Below are 16,380 nucleotides of genomic sequence, written 5' to 3' on the forward strand. Positions count from 1 at the left end.
TTGCCCTGTGGTCGCCTCAGGGTGTCCAATCCTCTTACACGTTCGAACCTTTCGACGCGTTCGAACTCCGAGCTTGGATACGACACCAGGAGGTGCTCATGTCCGCGAAGGGCACACGGGAGACGGCCAAGGCGGCCGGACCCGGCACACCCGAGTCCCGGCGAAGCGAGAACGGTACGGCTCTGGCGGCAAGCGATCCTGCCAAGATACGCAACGTGGCACTCGTGGGGCATTCAGGTGCAGGGAAGTCGATGCTGGTAGAGGCGCTGTTGGCGGCGACCGGGGCCATCACCAGGATGGGCTCGATCACCGAGGGGACCACCGTCAGTGATTCAGACCCTTCAGCCATCCACCAGCAGAGGTCCGTCACCTTGTCTGTGGCCCCGATACTGGTGGGCGAGGTCAAGGTGAACCTGATCGACACTCCGGGGTACACGGATTTCACAGGGGAATTACGAGCAGGGTTGAGGGCCGCCGATGCGGCCCTCTTTGTCGTGTCCGCCGTGGACGGCATCGACGGCGCCACCATCGCCTTGTGGGGTGAATGCGAGAAGATCCGCATGCCGAGGGCTGTCGTAGTCAGCCGCCTGGACCACCCCCGCGCAGACTTCAGCGCCGCCGTCGTGCGTTGCCAGGAAGCCTTCGGCGAGTCCGTTCTCCCGCTGTACCTGCCTTCCGGGGGAGAACTGGCAGGCGTGCTCCACGGAAGCAGCAATGATCCTGCCGTGGAGGAAGCACGCGGTCCGTTGATTGAAGGGATCATTGCCGAGAGCGAAGACGAGACGTTGATGGACCGCTACCTGGGCGGTGAAGAGTTGCCGCTGGAGGACCTCATCAAGGACCTGGAGACCGCTGTGAGCAGAGGCTCCTTCTTCCCGGTGATGGCTACCTCGGCGGAAACGGGTTTGGGGCTTCCCGAGCTCATGGCGCTGATGATCGATGCGCTGCCGTCGCCGCTGGAACGAACCGCACCCCCGGTGATGAAGCTCGACGGTTCGTCCCTGAAACCGCTGGACTGCGACCCCGCAGGACGCCTGGCTGCCGAGGTGGTACGGACGACTGTGGACCCGTTCCTGGGCCGCGTGTGCCTGGTCCGTGTTTTTTCCGGAACCCTCCGTGAAGATACAGCCATCCACATCGGCGGCAGGGGATTGGCTGACAGGGGCCACGAGGACCACGACAGCGATGAACGCGTCACGCATCTGTACTCACCCGTCGGATCAAGCCTGAAGGCTGTCTCCCAGTGCATCGCAGGTGACATTTGCGCCCTCAGCAAGTTGGCAAACGCGGAAACCGGGGACACGGTATCTGACAAGGACGCCCCGCTGCTGATCGAAACCTGGAACATGCCTGAACCGCTGATGCCCATAGCGATCGAAGGAATGTCCCGTAGCGACGAGGACGCGCTGGCCAAAAGCATAGGAAAAGTAGTCGCGGCAGATCCGACGCTTCGGGTGGAACGAAACCAGGACACGCACCAGTTGATCCTGTGGTGCATGGGTGAAGCGCATGCCGAGGTGATCCTGGACAGGCTGCGCAACCAGGGCGTCAAACTTCAAACCGTGGAGGTCATCACACCGTTGCGGGAGACCTTCGCCAGCAAGGCAGCCGGGCACGGCCGGCACGTCAAGCAATCCGGCGGACATGGGCAGTTCGCTATCTGCGACATCGAGGTCGAGCCCCTGGCGCGCGGGGCGGGGTTTGAATTCGCTGACAAGACGGTGGGCGGTGTCATTCCCGGTACGTTCGTCACTTCCGTGGAAAAGGGCGTCCGCTCCCAGATGCTGAAGGGCGTTTCGGCCGGGTTCCCCGTGGTGGATATCAAAGTCACCTTGGTGGGCGGAAAAACCCACAGTGTGGATTCCTCGGACGCAGCCTTCCAGGCCGCCGGCGCCTTGGCCCTCCGCGAAGCCGCGGCAACGGCCAAAATCCAGTTGCTTGAGCCCGTGTCAGCCGTTGTGGTCAGTGTCCCGGACGAACATGTCGGGGCAGTGATGAGTGATTTGTCCGGCCGAAGGGGACGGGTGACAGGCACGACGGCAGCCAACGGCGAAGGCACTGAGATCACCGCCGAGGTCCCTGACCAGGAACTTCGGCGCTACGCCGTGGAACTTCGCGCCCTGACAGCGGGCACCGGCCGCTTCCGGAGATCCTACCTGCGCCACGAGCCGGTGCCGAAGTAGTTCCTCAACTGTTTTCCCTCATGAATCCTGCCACCGCGGGTGCAAGCGAGGCACCTATCTCGGCGGCACTGCGCTTGAGGCCCTTGACCACGAACGAATGGTCTGCATTTTCGCTCCACTGGAGAGTCGCCGTCGGGCCGATCCTGGCCACCACAGACTCCAGGAGTTCCGGTGTCGCGAAGGTATCGCGGGTGCCTTGGAGGAACAGCATGGGCACCGTTATGCCGTAGAGGTGTTCATCGCGGAGCTTCTCCGGTTTGCCCGGCGCGTGGAGTGGATAACCGAGATACACCAGGCCACCCGCGGGCATTCCCTCAGCCACGGCCATGGAGGCCATCCGTCCGCCAAAGGATTTTCCCCCCGCCCACAACGGTTCATCGCCTGCCAGTTCCGCGGCCTTTTCCATGACAGCGCGCCACGTGGCTATGGCTGCCGGCGGGCGGTCAGGGAAGCGTCGCCCGGCTTCCCGGTACGGAAAATTGAAGCGCAGCGTACTGACGCCTTCCTCCGCCATCGCTTCGGCAAATCCCTGCAGGAAGGGGTGTTCCTTTCCTGCTCCGGCGCCGTGGGCAACTACGAGGGTGGCGAACGACTTCTCCGGACGGACGTGGATTCCCGATACCTTGGTGTCTCCCATGGCAACAGTCAGGGCGGTTTCAGTGTTTGGCATGTATCCATCATGAAGCAGTTTGGCCTTGGAGCTGTCAGGCATACTCCCCGCCGCCCGAAAAAAGGAACGCGGGATGCTGACGTGAACACCCTTGACGGGGTAGCTTGTGGCCATGGCGAGCGAATCAGCAACAGTCTCCGTGCCCGGTCCCGAGGGCCGCCGAGAAGTTCGGATTTCAAGTCCAGGCCGCATCATGTGGCCTGAGGCCGGGCTGACGAAACTGGACCTGGCAAACTACCTGGTGGACGTGGGGGACGCTTTTGTGGCGGCCAACGGCAACCGGCCCGTCAGTCTCCAGCGGTACTCGGGCAACATCGAGGGCGAAATGTTCTTCTCCAAGAACCCTCCCAAGGGTGCGCCGGACTACGTCCGCTCGGTCATGGTGACTTATCCGAGCGCACGGACGCATCCGCAGTTGGTGATCGATGAACCCGCGGCCGCCGTGTGGGCAGCGCAAATGAACACGGTCGTTTTCCACCCGTGGGCTTCCCGTGCCAACGATCCCGATAACCCCGACCAGCTGCGAATCGACCTCGATCCCCAGCCGGGAACCGACTTTGATGACGCCATACCGGCTGCGCAGGAACTCCGTGCGTTGTTGGACGAAGCGGGGCTGACGGCCTTCATCAAGACCTCGGGCAACAGGGGACTGCATGTGTATGCGCCCATCCACCCCAAGCATGAATTCCTGGAAGTGCGCCACGCGGTGATCGCTGCCGGCCGGGAGTTGGAGCGACGGATGCCCGAGAAGGTCACTACAGCATGGTGGAAAGAAGAACGCGGCACCAGGATCTTCGTGGACTTCAACCAGGCCAACCGGGACCGGACGATCGCCGGCGCATACAGCCCGCGTGCCGTGCCGAATGCACAGGTATCGTGCCCGTTGGCGTGGGAAGAGCTGGAGAATTCCGATCCGGCCAAATACACCATCACCACTGTCCCGGACAGGCTGAAGACAACAGGTGACCCGTGGGCAACCATGCATGACAAGCCCGGAGACATCGACGTCCTGCTGCAATGGTGGGAGCGCGACGTCAAGAACGGCCAAGGCGAAATGCCGTTCCCACCGGAATTTCCCAAGATGCCGGGGGAGCCAATGCGGGTGCAGCCCAGCCGGGCGCGCAAGCAGGAGGAGTAAACGCAGGAGCGGGTGTGCATCCAGGTTCACGCGGGGGCATTGTGACCGCAACGCTTGTATGCGGCCTGTTCCTCGCTGGCTGCACGGGCGAACCGCGGCCCAACCCGCTGCCGTCGACGCCAGTGACAAGCTCGACGGCGGCCCCTCCCACGGTCCCTGCGCCGCCGCCGACATCAACATCACAGTCACCACCGGTAACACCTGCCTTTCGCGAGCTGCAGGCAACTTTGGAACTCTTTAGTCGGGAGATGCTCCAGAACGGTGCGCCGGCGGTGCTGATGGAGGCCAGAGCCGGGCAACAAGTGTGGAGGCACGCGGCAGGTGTCAGGAGCCTTGACGGAGGTGCTCCCGTGCAGGCGGATGATCCGATCCGGGTGGGCGGGCTGACGCGGACCATGGTGGCAGTTTGCGTGTTGAAGCTGGTGGAAGAAGGCCGGCTGGTACTTGAGGATCCGATCGCCAGATACCTGCCGGGGATCGACGTCCTCCTGCCGCCGGGGCAAGAGCCAGTGACCGTCCGGCAATTGTTGGACCACACCTCAGGGACTCCCTATGCCAGCGGACTTTCGGATTATGCGGTCCTTGGCTTTTTGGTGGAGCGGCTGCGGGGGGCTCCACTGGGAACCGTGCTGCGAACGGACATCCTGGATCCCTTGAATTTGCATTCAACCATGGTGTTGGACGAGGGCCCCCTTCCGGCCGCGTTGGTCCATGGTTATGCAGTGCTGCGGGGTAAAACCGTGGACGTCACGCATTCCGCGCAGCCTGGCGGCCCGGCTTCAGAGGGCGTGATCGCCAGCGTGGCAGACATCAATGCCTTCTACGCAGCGTTGCTCAAAGGGCGGCTGCTGCTACCGGAGAGTCTCGTGGAGATGAAGGGCCCGGTTTTCGCCGATTACGGACTGGGGCTGGACCACTGGCACGACACGTGCACCAACGGCCTCTATTACGGCCATTCAGGTGACATACCCGGCTACGGCACCATCTCGATCAGCAGTGCTGATGGCAACCGTCAGCTCACCATTTCCTTGGCGTACCCCCCGCTGCCCCTGTCCACGCAACCCTCGGCCATCGCCTTGGAACTGACAGGGCTGGCCCAGGTCGCTTTGAACGCGAGCTGCCGTTTCCAGTTCCGCTGACGCCGCTCCTACGGAGGGCTGGGACCCTATTCGAACCGTGAAGGATCGCCCGTTCCGCGCCGCACTACCTCTGCCGTGCCGCTGGAGAAGTCGATCACTGTTGTGGGCTCTGAACCGGTATCGCCGGAATCGATCACTGCGTCCACTTCGTTGTCCAGCCGCTCCTTGATCTCCCAGCCCTGGGTCAGTGGCTCCTCCTGGTCAGGCAGCAGAAGCGTGCTGGACAGCAAGGGTTCACCGAGTTCCGCAAGGAGTGCCTGGACCACCTTGTGGTCCGGGATGCGTACGCCCACTGTCTTCTTTTTCGGGTGGAGCAGGCGCTTGGGAACCTCGCGGGTGGCCGGAAGGATGAAGGTGTAGCTGCCGGGCGTGACGGCCTTGATGCTGCGGAAAACATCGTTATCGATCATCACGAACTGCCCCATTTGGGCAAAGTCCTTGCAGACCAGGGTGAAGTGGTGTTTGTCGTCCAGTTGCCGGATGGTCCGGATGCGATCCAGGGCTTCCCTGTTGCCGATCTGGGCGCCCAGGGCGTAGCAGGAGTCGGTTGGGTAGGCGATCAGCCCGCCGCTTTGCAGCATATTAACCACTTGGCCGATGGCGCGTGGTTGGGGATCTTCAGGGTGGACGTCAAAGAATCTGGCCATGGAGAGAGCCTACGTCAAAGCTAGGACAGGATGTCTTTGGTAGTGAACTTCCCGTAGGCCAGCGCGCCGCAGACGGCAATATAACCCGCTTGGAGAAGCGCGTTTTCGCCAAACGATGTCCAGACAACCGGCTGCCGCAGGAGGTCGGCGAAGCCCAGCCAGTGGTGGCTGAACAACCAAGGATGCAGCCATTCCAGTTGTGGCAGGTTGTCCAGTACCTGCGATACCACCGAGAGGACGATCGTGGCGGCCATGGCGCCCACGGGTACGTCCGTGAAGGTCGAGATGAGCAGCCCGATCGCGGACAGGCCCAGCAGCGAGACCGTGATGTAGGCAGCGATCAGCAAGGAGCGCAGGACTGACTCGCCAACCCCGATCGTGTCGCCGGAGAGCAGCGTGACAGGACCGATCGGGAAGAACACGACGCCGGCCAAGGTCCCAGCCGCTGCCACGGTAGCCGTCGCGGCACAGCAGAAAGCAGCGGCCCCGGTGTACTTGACCGGGAGCAGACGGATGCGCCCCGCCGGTGCCAGGAGCAGATACCGCAAAGTTCCCAGGTTGGCCTCTCCGGCGATGGTGTCTCCGGCCACCACGCCGACGGTGAGGGGGAGGAACAGCGGGACGCACACCACGAGGGCTGTCACAGCAACGAAGAGGCCGTTCTGGGTGATGCGATCCAGGAACAGTGGCCCGCGGCCAGGTGTCGCCGGCCGGGACGAGAGCTTGACGGCAAGGGCAATCAGGATGGGAACGGCAGCGAGGGCCACCAGCATGGCCCAGGTGCGGAGGCGACGAAACAGCACGGATAACTCCGAGCCAAGCAACGCCCACCCCATCCCGGTATGGAGAGCATTGTCATTGGAAGCTCTGGTTGTTCCAGCCCTTCCAACCCTCTCAAGAGTGCCACCAGTTTCAGCCGACAACGTCGAACCCCTCTCCGGTCAAGGACACGAACCGCTCTTCCAGGCTTGCGTTCTCCACAGAGAAGCCCCGGACCCGTACGCCGTCGGCTACCAAGGCTGCAACGATCTCTTCGGGCTCAACGCCGTCCAGTCCGTTTCCCTGGATCACCCCGTGGCCAGGCGCTTCGCCGGGCACCAGCCCCAGCCGGGCCAGGACACGGGCAGCACGTTCGACGTCGGGCGTTCGTACCAGAACGTGCGCCTGCCCGGCAGACCGCAGTTCATCCAGCGGTCCTTGGGCCACCAGCCGTCCGGCACTCATCACCCCCACGTGGGTACACATTTGTTCCACCTCGGCCAGGAGGTGGCTGGAAACGAAGACGGTGGTCCCGCCGGCGGCAAGGGAGCGCACCAGGCTGCGAACCTCCCGGGTGCCTTGGGGGTCCAGCCCGTTCGTTGGTTCATCGAGCACCAGCAGTTCGCGCGGCCGGAGCATGGCGTTGGCCAGCCCGAGGCGCTGTTTCATGCCCAGTGAGTAGGCACGTACTTTCTTTCCGGCGGCGTGACCCAGCCCAACGCGGTCCAACGCTTCGTTGACGCGGTGGCGTCGGGTGGAAGAGGATGCATGGCGGTCCGCTGAATCCAGCCGCAGCAGATTGGCCGCACCGGAAAGAAACGGATAGAACCCCGGCCCCTCCACCAGCGCGCCTACATCGGGCAACACCGAGGCCCACTGCCGGGGCATCTCCTTGCCCAGCACCCGTATCTCGCCGCTGTTCGCTGAAGCCAGTCCAAGTAAGACGCGGATCGTGGTGGTCTTTCCCGACCCATTGGGCCCCAGGAAGCCGAACACCGCGCCGCGGGGGACCGCGAGGTCAATGCCATCCACTGCGGAACGGTGCCCGAAGCGCTTCACGAGGCCATGGGTTTCTATCGCAAGGTCCATCGGTTGGGAGCCGGGAGCAGCTTCGCGGATCTCCGTCACAGGATGCCGATCATGGGGCGCTGTTCACAGGTTGCCCTGGGTTGTAGACCGATCATTGTGCACCGGTCATTGGGCATTCGCGGCTGATTCGAGCCGGTCCAAAGGCACCAAGCCGGCATACACGCGGCCGTCGTCGAGAATGAGGACGCTCACCAGGGGCCGTGGTCAACGCCCGTCCGCCATTCACGGGTTGCAGGGCCTGGGCGAGTTGCGGGTTGGATGTGAGATCAGCGGGGGCCGTTCCAGCGGGCAACCCGATCACGGTGTCCCACCCTTCGCCGGTCACTGAAGGGCTGCTGGGGCGGGGGAGCACGGGAATGGACGATCCCCCAGGTGTCGGAACAGGCTCATCCGGTGCCGGGACGGCAGGATCTCCCATCTCCGGCGGCATTGGCTTCATGGGGACCGGCTTCATGGGGACCGGCTTCTCCGTGACAGTTGCACCGGCCGGAGGAGTGAAGTTAAACAAGGCCGCGTCAGGTGTGGAGAAGTTCACCTCGGTATAGGCAAGTGAATAAGCAGGCTCCGGCTGGCCCTTCGCGCGAACCTCGACGCCCAGCGGCAATCCAGTTTCGGAGTCGACGTTGATCGACAAAGAATCAACCAGTGTCCCGTCACTGCGCGGCACCAGGCTCAACCGGTAAGCGCTTCGACCCGCAACGGTGGAAGCTTCGCCCACCGTTACCTCAGTGCTGGAATCGATGGCTGACAGGAAGTGACGTGCCATTGCCTCCGGAGTGGGAATGTCAGGACGCGTTGATTCAGTCGGAAGGGACTTTCCCCGGTCTGCCAATGAGGGCACAGGGACGCTCAGATGCGTAGCGCTGTTGTCAGCGGAATTGTAGAACCAGGCATCGCCGCCGTTGACCACAAAGTCACGCTCGGCCATCCTGTCCAGGATCTGCAGCTTGGCTTTGGAGGGTCCGTCCAGATAAATGCGGGCGGTGTGCGAACCTGTGAGCAGTTCAAGTGCCGAGGTGGCCCCAGGTACGATTCCCGGGCCAGCAGTGGGAATCTCAGGCAGACCCAAATCAGCGGTTTGCACCACAGTGCCGGATAAAGCGCGCACCTCGGTACGGGCGATCATGGCCAGGATCTCGTCCGCTGTTTTGGGCGGCAGGGAAACACTCGCGCCAGCCTGGACGGAGCCGATGAGCGCCGCCAACGCCAGTGCAAGGGGAACCAGGAGAGCTGGCAGCCACCGCTGCCTGGCCCGCGCCATGACTACCGACCACCACACGTGAGAGGCATGAATCCAGACTACTCCGGTTACCTGTGCGGATCATCGGTGCGCGGCTGGATGCACGGCTGGATGCAGTGTGCACATCCAGCCGCGCACGCAACGGCGTCTACCAGGTCTCAGTCACCTTCATCAGGCCACGCGGAGCATCCGGATCGTTGCCGCGTTCCACCGACAACTGCAAGGCCAGCCGCTGGAGCGGCAGGATCTGCAGGATAGGAGAAAGCTCCTCCGGAACGCCCGCAGGCAAAGGAACAACCAAACTACCCGGAAGGGCGGCAGAGAGGTCACCCACCACGCACACGTGGGCACCCCGTTCTGCGAGCCTCTCCAGGACCGGGCGCATGGCCGTTCCCCCGATTCCCTCCGGTACAACGGCAATCACAGGATGCTGGGAGTCGATCATCGCAAACGGTCCATGCAGGAGGTCTGCGCCAGAGAATGCCTGCGCGGGAAGGTAGGAAGTTTCCATGAGCTTCAAGGCACCCTCCCTCGCAGTGGGATAGGAATAGCCGCGACCCGTAGTGATGATGCGCTCGGCAAAGCGGTAACTGCCGGCCACGTCCAACACGGCATCGTCAGCCAGCACCGAAGCGGCCCAGTCAGGAATGCCCGCCGCGTTGGTGGACGTTCCACCACGCCACGCATCCACCAACAACCACAGAGCCAGAAGCTGTGCCGTGTAGCTCTTGGTAGCCGCCACCGCAGTTTCGCTCCCGGCCAGGATATCCACGTGATGTTGCGCAGCCCCGGCCAACGGGGACCCTGGAGAGTTGGTCACCGCCACGGTGAGGGCGCCAAGACGGCGGGCTGCCGCCGTCGACTCCACCAGGTCCGGTGAACCGCCGGACTGGCTTACCGCCAACCACAGCACACCTTCCAGTTGGGGCGTGGCTCCATACGCAGTAAGGGTCGACGGCGAGGCAAGGCCAACCGGCAATCCCAGACTGATTTCAATGAGGTACTTCGCATACAACGCCGCGTGGTCACTCGTGCCGCGGGCGGCAAGCAGGACAAACCGCGGGGACGTCCTCTTGATGATGTCCGCCACGGCAACGAACTGCTTGCGGCCCGAATCCAGGAGTCCGGCGAGTACGTGGGGCTGCTCGCTGATCTCATGGGCCATCTTGGCACCTGGAGTGGCCGGAACAGAGTGCGGGACGCCTGGGGAGGTAGGAGTGATGGTCATGGTTCCTGTCTGTTTTTCGAAGGGACAAAATCTCTGGGAGTCAGGGAGCGATCAATTGCCGGGCCAGCTTTACCGCGCCGTGCACCGGGGCTTGGCCCAGGATCCTGATCAGTGAGGGATCCTCCAAGGCAACCTTGCGGGCAACAGCGCCTGCCAGTTGTTCTTGATTGACCAGGAGACCACCAGCCATCACCAAAGGCAGGTCCAATCCAAGCTCGCCCAGTACTTGCCTGGCCAACGTGGCCAGGGAATGCGCGGCTTCGGCTTGAATCCTTAACGCAGCGGGATCACCCTCAACCGCAAGATCCAGGACCAACGGTGCAAGGCCAGCCCAATGGTCCGGCTCTGGCTTGGCATAGAAAAGATCCATGAGCTGCAGCGCGTCCGCGCTCGCCGTCGCAGCCAAAAGGGCGCTGACCATCGTGCCGGGTTCCAGCCCCGCGTAGTACTCGCGCAGGGCCTCCCGGACCGCGTCACGAACCACGGAGTACCCTCCGCCTTCATCGCCGAGCAAATAGCCGTAGCCTCCGCTGCGCGCCTCCCGTCCCTCCCGGTTCCGGCCCCAAGCTACCGAGCCGGTGCCTGCGACCAGGACCGCTCCGGCGTCGAGGTCTGCTGCGGCGAGGACGATGCGGGTGTCATGGACCACCTCGATCCTGGCACCCGGAAAGCGCTCGGTCAGCAAAGCACTCAGGACTGCCCTGCTGGCAGGCGTATCAGCCCCTGCGGCACCGGCGCAAACCGCCTGGACACCGTCACCGACAGCCGCCGCGATCCGCCGCAACACGGCGTCTGCTCCCTGGTGACCCACTGAGGACAGGTTGGCGCTCGCCTCGGTGATCTCGAGAGGTGCCTCATTGCTTGGGTCCGTGCCCTGGCCTGGGTCCGAATCCAGCTCCGAACGGACAGCATGTGTCTTGGAACCTCCAATATGAAGGCCCAACACCGCCGGCGTCACCGGACAACCGCCGGTTCGGTGTCTTCCTGTACGGGGATGTGTCCGGCCGCATCGGCCTCCGGCCACTTCCCACCGTTTTCCCAGTACTGCTGTATTTCCTCCAAGGGGCGGCCCTTCGTCTCGGGAGCGAACTTGCGGACAAACATAAAGCCGAGGATAGCCAGAACACCGAACACTGCGAAGGTGCCTGCACCACCCAACCGCTGGAGCATGGTCAGGAAGAACGCTGCCACCAGGACATTTGCCACCAGATCGGAGGTCAGCATCGCGCTTGCACCAAGCGAGCGGAGCCGGGAGGGGAAGCTCTCGCCGGCGTATACCCACACCAGTGCACCGAACCCGAACGTGAAGCCGACCGTGAAAAGAAGAACGCCCAGGAAGCCAAGGACGGTGAGCAGGCCGCCGAAGTCCTGGCCGGCCATGAAGACACCTACCAACAGGACATTGGCCACCACCATCATGCCTATGCCCGTCAACAACACCGGGCGGCGGCCCAGACGGTCCACCAATGACAGCGAAACAAAGACAGCGACGAGCGAGGCAACCTGCACTGCCGCGGGAAGCAACAGGAGCGCTGCATTGCCGCTGAAGCCCATGGCTTCAAAGATCCTGGGGCTGTAGTAGACCACGGCATTGATGCCGGTGATTTGGATGAAGAAGCCCAGGCCAACCACGAACACCGTTGCGCGGAGGTAGGGAACGCCCAGCATTTCGCGCACGCCGCCGCCGCGTTCTTCGCTGATGGCCCGCTGCATCTCTGCCAACTCGGCGTCCACGTCCTTCCCGGGCTCAATAGCGGACAGGGTCCGCCTGGCTTCCGCCGTCCTGCCCCGCATCATGTACCACCGGGCAGTGTCCGGCAGCTTGACCACCATGGCGAGCACAAGGATTGCCGGGATCGCTGCAAGGCCAAGCATCCACCGCCATGAGCCAGTGCCTGCCAGGGCGTAGGCCGCCAGGTAGCCAACGATGATGCCGAAGACGGTGGCCACCTGGTACGCAACCAGCAGGGCGCCGCGGACCTTCGCTGGCGCCGACTCCGCGACGAACACGGGAACCACCACCACGGAGATGCCGATGGTGAGGCCCAGCAGTAGTCGGGCAATGAGCAGTGTCGGCACATCGTTGGACATGGCGCTGAGCACTGCGAAGAGCGCGTATCCGATCGCCAGGCCCACCATGCACGCCTTGCGGCCCACGCGGTTGGATAGCCAGCCACCCACCAGGGCTCCCAGCACCTCTCCCGCAACCACTGCGGTGGTCACAAGTTCCTGCTGGGATGTGGTGAGGCTGAACTGCTTGGTGATGAACAGCAGGGCGCCGGCAATGTTGGACATGTCGTAGCCGTAAATCACGCCGATGGTGGCGGCGGCGCCGCCCACCAGGAGCCCGAGCTTGGGTGTTTGCCGTAGGTCTTGCAGGATCGACATCTTTGTCCCTTGAATCTGTGGAAAAGTAGGGGTTTAGCGGAGATTCTCCAAAATTGGTTTAGACCAACCTGCACTAGATTGGCATAGACCAATCACCTTGTCTACAAGTAGGATGTCCAATATGTCCACAGATGTCGCGGCGGCAATGCCCAAGTACTACGTCCTCAAGACCGAGCTGCTTGCCTCGATCGCCGGACTCCAGCCGGGCACCCTCATCCCCACGGAACGGGCTCTGGCGGAGAAGTACAAGACGTCCCGCACCACCGTTCGGCAAGCGATCAGCGAGCTCGTCGCGGAGGGGAAACTGGGCCGTATCCAGGGCCATGGCACCTTTGTGGCGCCGCCAAAGATGACCCACGTGCGGCAGCTCACGTCCTTCTCCGACGACGCAAGGAACCAAGGCCTGCGGCCTGACTCCAACCTCCTGTCCCTGGCCGTGGCCAAGGCGGACGTCGACGTCGCAGCGCATTTGGGAATCGATCCTGGCGATGGCGTCACACGCCTTGAGCGAATTCGCTTGATCGACGGCGAACCCCTGGCCCACGAGGTGGCTTACCTACCGGGCAAGCTGCCACGCTTCAAGGCAAACCTGGAAAAGGCCGGTTCTCTCTATGCGGCCCTGGCCGACATTTACGGCATCCATATCTCCGACGTCGAGGACACCGTGGAGACAGCACTGGCTGGACCGGAGGACGTCCGGCTGCTCGGGATCGAAATGGGGGCGCCGTTGCTGGTGGTCCACCGCCTGGCGCGGGATGCTGCAGGGGTCCCTGTCGAATGGACGCGCAGCACGTTCCGTGGCGACCGGTTCCGCTTCGTCTCCCGGGTGAAGTCGGGCGCCTGAGATGGCCAATTCGCCGTCGGGGGAGCTGGCGCGGAGTGGCCGCTAGGAAACAGTAACCGCGGTACTTCCCTGCAAGGTGCGGCGCACGAAGTCCGCACTTGGTTGTGCGTAGGCGTCCATAATCTGCTTGAACAACGCAGTTCCTTGGGCCCCGGGCCAGTCTTCGGGCAGGAATGTCCCGGGCAGCCCGGGGTCGAGGTAGGGGATGATCCGCCAGCGGTCAATGCATTGGACATACCTGGCAAAGGCGCCGGCATCGATGCCGTCGCCGTCTTGGGCGGGCACGGCAGACCCGTGCTCGCGGATGAAATCCTTATAGAGTTCCGCTACCGCGTCCAGATCCCACCACTTCGAGGCGGCATCCTCCAGGCTACCGCCCACCAGCGGGGTTTCCGTCACGAAGAGGGTGGCCATTCCCCGGAGTTCGAGGTCGGCGAGGATTTCCTCCACCTCGCCGCGAAGGGTATCCGGGCAGATCCACAGGCCGGCGGCCACCGTCCCGCAGCCAATCCAGTGGAGCCTGCGCCGCAACTGATGACGCTTCTCCCGTTCCGTCTCCGGAATCGAAAAGGAGACGAGGCACCACGGATCGGACGGTGACATGCTGGTGGGGTTGTAAATCCTGCGGTCGCCGCGGGCCAGCATGGATGCGGCTCCTTCGGTCAGCGTGAAACCGGGGATCCCGTCGCGCGTCTCCTGAAGGACAACGTCCTTCTTCCGCAGGCGGCCCAGGGCCGTCCGGGTCACTGTGCCGGACGTGCCAAGGGCTTCCATGAGGACGACGATGTCCTTGGCCGACATCCAACCGCCCGCTTCCCGCAGGTACAAGCCGATGACGGTTCGCAGCAACGACGTGGTACTCCCGGGACGGGAGTCCATATCGTCAAGAACGGCACTCACAGCAGTTCGGCGAGGGCGTCGCGGATAGCTTTCACTCCCAGCTCAACCTCGGCGTAGCTCGTGCTCAAGGGAGACAACCCGATGCGCAGGCCATGCGGGGGACGGAAATCTGGAATGACGCCCCGCTCCCACAGTTTCGCCGTCACATCGGCAAACAGTGGGTGGTCCACCGTGACATGCGAGCCACGCTCGGCAGCGTCGCGGGGGCTCACGATTTCTACTCCAAGTGGAACCAGGAGCTCGTCCGCGAGGGCGATCGCGTACTCCGTGAGTTTGACCGACTTCTCCCGGACCGAATCCATGCCCACAGAGGCGATCAGCTCCACCATGTCCTTGATCGGCTGCATGGCAAGAACAGGAGGAGTACCCGTGATGAACCGCCGGATTCCCGCGGCGGGACGGTATGAATCCGTCATGCCGAATGGATTGTCGGCACCCATCCACCCCCAGATGGGCTGCTGGAGAAGGTTCTGCCGCGAGGCGTTGACATACGCGAATGCGGGGGAGCCCGGACCACCGTTGAGGTACTTGTAGGTGCAGCCAACGGCCAGGTCGACGTCCCAGGCATCAAGGTCCAACGGCACGGAACCTACGGAATGGCACAGGTCCCAGAGCATGAGGGCACCTGCGGCATGCACCTTGCCGGTGATTGCCTTCGCGTCTGCAAGGAACCCGGAGCGGTAGGCCACATGGCTAAGAACCACGACGGCGGTCCGCTCGCCAAGGAGCCCGTCAAGGTCCGCCGCACGAACGCCGCTTGCGGGGTTGGTGGCGATCCATTTGATGCTTGCCCCGCGTTCCTTGGCGATCCCTTCGATGATGAAGCGGTCCGTGGGAAAGTTGTCCCTGTCAATGATGATCTCGTCACGGCCAGGCTGGGCATCTACCGCTGCCCGGATCAGCTTGTACAGCATGACCGAGGTGGAGTCGCCCACGGTGACCTGCCCGGGAGCGGCACCAAGAGTCACTTCGCCGATGCGGTCGCCCACGCGTGTAGGCTCATCCATCCACTGTTCGTCCCAGCCGCGGATCAGCCGGCTGCCCCAGGCATCATGGACGAAGGATTGGAGGTTCGCTGCGGTTGCCTTCAGCGGACGTCCGAGCGAGTTGCCGTCGAGATAAGCGGTGAGCTGGCCGGCGTCGGGCGTGTAGAAGGCCTCACGCTGGGCGGCGAGAGGATCTGCGGCGTCCAGCTCGGCCGACGTTGGCCGTTGGGTCTGCTGGGCAGTAGTCATGGTTCCCTCCTTGGGAAAGGCTTGGCGGGTGTTTGCTTAGTTGCCGATCTCAGTACGGACGGCGTACAGCTCGGGGAAGAAGGTGAGGTCAAGGGCGCGTTTGAGGAAGTCGACACCTGAGGAGCCGCCGGTGCCCACCTTGAACCCGATGGTCCGCTGGACGGTGCGCAGATGCCGGAACCGCCAGGCCCTGGAAGTTGTCTTCGATGTCCACGAGGTCTTCGCAGGCCTCGTATAGGCCCCATTGGGTATCATCCGATTCGTAGATCTTCTGGAAGACCGGAACCAGATCCTTTCGGAACGTCCAAGGCTCGCTGGTGTCCCGCTCCAAAATGTCGGCCGGGATGTCGTATCCGGCCCGGGCGAGCACCGCCAGGAAGGCGTCGTACAGGGTGGGTTCATCCAGGAGCCGGCTGAGCAGCGCATGTGCTTCGGGGTCGCTTTCGAAAACGCGCAGCATGCCCCTGTTTTTGTTGCCCAGCAGGAATTCAACCCCGCGGTATTGATACGACTGGAAACCTGAGGAACTACCCAGGAATCCGCGGAACTGTGCATACTCGCGGGGCGTGAGCGTGCCCAGGACCGACCACTGTTCTGTCATGGTGCGCTGGATGGCCTTGACGCGGGCGATGCATTTGAGCGCCTTGCCAAGGTTGTCCTGGTCAAAAAGCCTGCGGGCTTCCAGGAGCTCATGCAGGACGAGTTTGAGCCACAGCTCACTGGTTTGGTGCTGGATGATGAACAGCAGTTCGTCGTGGTGCTCGGGCTGGCTGAGCGGATGCTGCGAGTTGAGCAGGTGGTCCAGGTCCAGATAACCGCCATAGGACATTGCATGCCGGAAATCGGTGCGCACTGAGTCTTCTATGTGGCGGACACTTTGGGAGGAATGGACTGGGGGCTTTTCCATACCTTCGAGATTA

16 protein-coding genes and 1 pseudogene are annotated in these 16,380 nt (G+C 63.2%); 5 read left to right on the forward strand and 12 right to left on the reverse strand.

Annotated features, from left to right (window positions below; all coding sequences use genetic code 11):
- Window positions 1-98 precede the first annotated feature (98 nt).
- Window positions 99-2,183: an elongation factor G-like protein EF-G2 gene (locus LDP01_RS03290; RefSeq protein ID WP_224090167.1), complete on the forward strand. Its 2,085-nt coding sequence runs from the start codon at window positions 99-101 to the stop codon at window positions 2,181-2,183.
- A 4-nt stretch (window positions 2,184-2,187) separates the two neighbouring features.
- Here LDP01_RS03290 and LDP01_RS03295 read toward each other — a convergent pair whose 3' ends face one another.
- Window positions 2,188-2,853 (reverse strand): alpha/beta hydrolase family protein, encoded by a 666-nt coding sequence (locus LDP01_RS03295; protein ID WP_224090168.1) that lies wholly within the window; start codon window positions 2,851-2,853, stop codon window positions 2,188-2,190.
- Window positions 2,854-2,965: 112 nt separating this feature from the next.
- On the opposite strand from LDP01_RS03295, the gene ligD reads away from it, so the two are divergent.
- From ligD to LDP01_RS03310, 3 genes are read left to right on the forward strand one after another with little or no spacing between them, the layout of a single operon-like run.
- Complete coding sequence (ligD, locus tag LDP01_RS03300; protein ID WP_224090169.1) at window positions 2,966-3,991, forward strand: non-homologous end-joining DNA ligase; 1,026 nt, start codon at window positions 2,966-2,968, stop codon at window positions 3,989-3,991.
- A gap of 58 nt (window positions 3,992-4,049) precedes the next feature.
- The gene (locus tag LDP01_RS03305) at window positions 4,050-4,232 is read left to right on the forward strand and encodes a hypothetical protein (RefSeq protein WP_224091206.1); all 183 of its coding nucleotides are present in this window, start codon (window positions 4,050-4,052) and stop codon (window positions 4,230-4,232) included.
- Window positions 4,219-5,130, forward strand: coding sequence for a serine hydrolase domain-containing protein (locus tag LDP01_RS03310; protein WP_224090170.1), 912 nt, complete (start codon window positions 4,219-4,221; stop codon window positions 5,128-5,130). Before LDP01_RS03305 ends, LDP01_RS03310 begins: the two co-directional genes overlap by 14 nt.
- A gap of 26 nt (window positions 5,131-5,156) precedes the next feature.
- On the opposite strand, the gene LDP01_RS03315 is transcribed toward LDP01_RS03310, so the two are convergent.
- The 7 genes from LDP01_RS03315 to LDP01_RS03345 all read right to left on the reverse strand — a co-directional run bounded on the left by LDP01_RS03315 (window position 5,157) and on the right by LDP01_RS03345 (window position 12,481).
- Window positions 5,157-5,777: an L-threonylcarbamoyladenylate synthase gene (locus LDP01_RS03315; RefSeq protein WP_216925826.1), complete on the reverse strand. Its 621-nt coding sequence runs from the start codon at window positions 5,775-5,777 to the stop codon at window positions 5,157-5,159.
- A 20-nt stretch (window positions 5,778-5,797) separates the two neighbouring features.
- Window positions 5,798-6,613, reverse strand: coding sequence for an ABC transporter permease (locus LDP01_RS03320; RefSeq protein ID WP_224090171.1), 816 nt, complete (start codon window positions 6,611-6,613; stop codon window positions 5,798-5,800).
- 76 nt (window positions 6,614-6,689) lie between these two features.
- Window positions 6,690-7,664 (reverse strand): ATP-binding cassette domain-containing protein, encoded by a 975-nt coding sequence (locus LDP01_RS03325; RefSeq protein ID WP_527249052.1) that lies wholly within the window; start codon window positions 7,662-7,664, stop codon window positions 6,690-6,692.
- A 52-nt stretch (window positions 7,665-7,716) separates the two neighbouring features.
- Window positions 7,717-8,904: a LolA family protein gene (locus LDP01_RS03330; protein WP_224090173.1), complete on the reverse strand. Its 1,188-nt coding sequence runs from the start codon at window positions 8,902-8,904 to the stop codon at window positions 7,717-7,719.
- A gap of 109 nt (window positions 8,905-9,013) precedes the next feature.
- Window positions 9,014-10,093: an SIS domain-containing protein gene (locus tag LDP01_RS03335; protein WP_224090175.1), complete on the reverse strand. Its 1,080-nt coding sequence runs from the start codon at window positions 10,091-10,093 to the stop codon at window positions 9,014-9,016.
- A 40-nt stretch (window positions 10,094-10,133) separates the two neighbouring features.
- Window positions 10,134-11,039 (reverse strand): N-acetylglucosamine kinase, encoded by a 906-nt coding sequence (locus LDP01_RS03340; RefSeq protein WP_224091007.1) that lies wholly within the window; start codon window positions 11,037-11,039, stop codon window positions 10,134-10,136.
- 8 nt (window positions 11,040-11,047) lie between these two features.
- The gene (locus LDP01_RS03345) at window positions 11,048-12,481 is read right to left on the reverse strand and encodes a sugar porter family MFS transporter (protein WP_224090176.1); all 1,434 of its coding nucleotides are present in this window, start codon (window positions 12,479-12,481) and stop codon (window positions 11,048-11,050) included.
- 112 nt (window positions 12,482-12,593) lie between these two features.
- Here LDP01_RS03345 and LDP01_RS03350 point away from each other — a divergent pair, with 112 nt between their 5' ends.
- Window positions 12,594-13,325: a GntR family transcriptional regulator gene (locus LDP01_RS03350; protein WP_224091008.1), complete on the forward strand. Its 732-nt coding sequence runs from the start codon at window positions 12,594-12,596 to the stop codon at window positions 13,323-13,325.
- A 42-nt stretch (window positions 13,326-13,367) separates the two neighbouring features.
- On the opposite strand, the gene LDP01_RS03355 is transcribed toward LDP01_RS03350, so the two are convergent.
- The 4 genes and pseudogenes from LDP01_RS03355 to LDP01_RS03365 form a co-directional block, all read right to left on the reverse strand.
- Window positions 13,368-14,225, reverse strand: coding sequence for a PaaX family transcriptional regulator (locus LDP01_RS03355; protein ID WP_527249053.1), 858 nt, complete (start codon window positions 14,223-14,225; stop codon window positions 13,368-13,370).
- Window positions 14,222-15,460: a kynureninase gene (gene kynU, locus LDP01_RS03360; RefSeq protein WP_224090179.1), complete on the reverse strand. Its 1,239-nt coding sequence runs from the start codon at window positions 15,458-15,460 to the stop codon at window positions 14,222-14,224. The genes LDP01_RS03355 and kynU overlap by 4 nt, the downstream gene beginning before the upstream one ends.
- Window positions 15,461-15,496: 36 nt before the next feature.
- A pseudogene (locus LDP01_RS23900) lies at window positions 15,497-15,592 on the reverse strand (tryptophan 2,3-dioxygenase); the annotation flags it as partial.
- The gene (locus LDP01_RS03365; protein WP_527249062.1) at window positions 15,549-16,367 is read right to left on the reverse strand and encodes a tryptophan 2,3-dioxygenase; all 819 of its coding nucleotides are present in this window, start codon (window positions 16,365-16,367) and stop codon (window positions 15,549-15,551) included. The pseudogene LDP01_RS23900 and the gene LDP01_RS03365, both read right to left, overlap by 44 nt.
- Between the last annotated feature and the right edge of the window lie 13 nt (window positions 16,368-16,380).

It is taken from the genome of Arthrobacter sp. StoSoilB13 (assembly GCF_019977255.1).
Taxonomy (GTDB): domain Bacteria; phylum Actinomycetota; class Actinomycetes; order Actinomycetales; family Micrococcaceae; genus Arthrobacter.